This is a genomic window from Brumimicrobium mesophilum (assembly GCF_003025005.1).
Classification (GTDB): Bacteria; Bacteroidota; Bacteroidia; order Flavobacteriales_D; family Crocinitomicaceae; genus Brumimicrobium; species Brumimicrobium mesophilum.
This window is the reverse complement of sequence record NZ_PVSS01000047.1, coordinates 1-1,280: the sequence shown is the minus strand read 5'-3', so window position 1 is coordinate 1,280 and position 1,280 is coordinate 1. Positions and strand designations below refer to the sequence as shown.

1 protein-coding gene is annotated in these 1,280 nt (G+C 33.7%); it reads right to left on the bottom strand.

Features of this window, described 5'->3' with window-relative positions:
* Window positions 1-151: 151 nt before the first annotated feature.
* The gene (locus tag C6368_RS16965) at window positions 152-1,114 is read right to left on the bottom strand and encodes a toxin-antitoxin system YwqK family antitoxin (protein ID WP_159038670.1); all 963 of its coding nucleotides are present in this window, start codon (window positions 1,112-1,114) and stop codon (window positions 152-154) included.
* Between the last annotated feature and the right edge of the window lie 166 nt (window positions 1,115-1,280).

Genomic DNA, 1,280 nt, shown 5'->3' with positions numbered 1-1,280 from the left:
ATTACCGCTAACGGTTGAGGCTTTGCGGCGGCCTGTTGCTAAATGTTTTATCGAAGGTACAAACATTTCATTTACATAAATGTAAAAATCGAAGGTTTTTACAGGCTGATCGGCAAAGGCTGTGTTAGGCACACATCAATTAGAGAATAAATTAGTCGTAGTATTCTTCATTTACGACTATGCCGTCTTCAAAGAATCTTATCAAATAAACCTTTGCATCTTCTGTGTAGTACTTAACTGTTCCAGTCCCGTCTTTAAGAGTCCCGAAATCAAGAGAGTTCCCTTGGGAGTCATAAAGTTGTTTTATATTAAAATATTTACCATCCTTATATTCTTTTTGCACCCATAGTTGGGAAGATTCATAATAATACTTTACTTCTGTTAGAATACCATCTTTATATCTATCCTCTTCCCTAACGGTGCCATTAGGGTAATAATAAATATCTAAACCTTGAAGAGTATCATTTGTATAGTTACTTTTATTTTCTATGGTCCCATTTTTGTAATAACTTAAATATTGACCTTGTTTAATTCCATCTATATAATTTACGGAAAATTCCTTTTCACCAGTTTTATAAAAGTACGTGACTAAGCCTTGTAGTAAATCTTTTTTTAATTGATATCTCCTAGCAACTTCTCCAGTTTTATAAAAAACTGAATAATTCCCATGAAGAAGTTCATTTTCATTATTACCCTCGGCTGCTTTCTCACCACTAGAGTAGAATAGAGTAATAGGGCCTGCTCTTTTATCATTTTTATAAGTGACATCTGCTATGTGGTATTTTTCAAATGTTCCTCCTTCAACAGCATAAAATATCCATAAGCCATTTTTTTGACCATTAGAATATTTTCCAGTTGATTCAATTAGTAGGTGATCGAGGTTTTCATATATTCTATCGTTGTCTTTTTGTTGGTAAGTCAAAATGTTTTCGAATGTGTAATCGCTCCATGCTCCAACTCTAATTTTACCTTTTGAATTCCCTTTAGCTATGAAATTTTTGTTTGCAACCCCAGTCTCTACATAAATTGCCATTAGACTATCACTTACAAAAGATTGCGCAAATATATTTGAGGATAAGTAAATTAATATTAAAGTGATAATATATTTTTTCATAGCTATTTTGTTTGTCATTGTGCCTAACGGTCTCGGCTATGAGTAGTTGCGTGGTTTTGCACTTAACTTTGCAAGTACACACCAAACTGAAAATCCGCGAGGATTTTCAGAAGTGAGCGATAACAAGCAATTACTTATAGCCATTGTGTGTGCCCAGCATGGGCAT

What these genes read in the sequence shown, in the direction of transcription:
- C6368_RS16965 (WP_159038670.1), bottom strand. Translation starts at nt 1,114, where the DNA reads ATGAAAAAATATATTATCACTTTAATATTAATTTACTTATCCTCAAAT.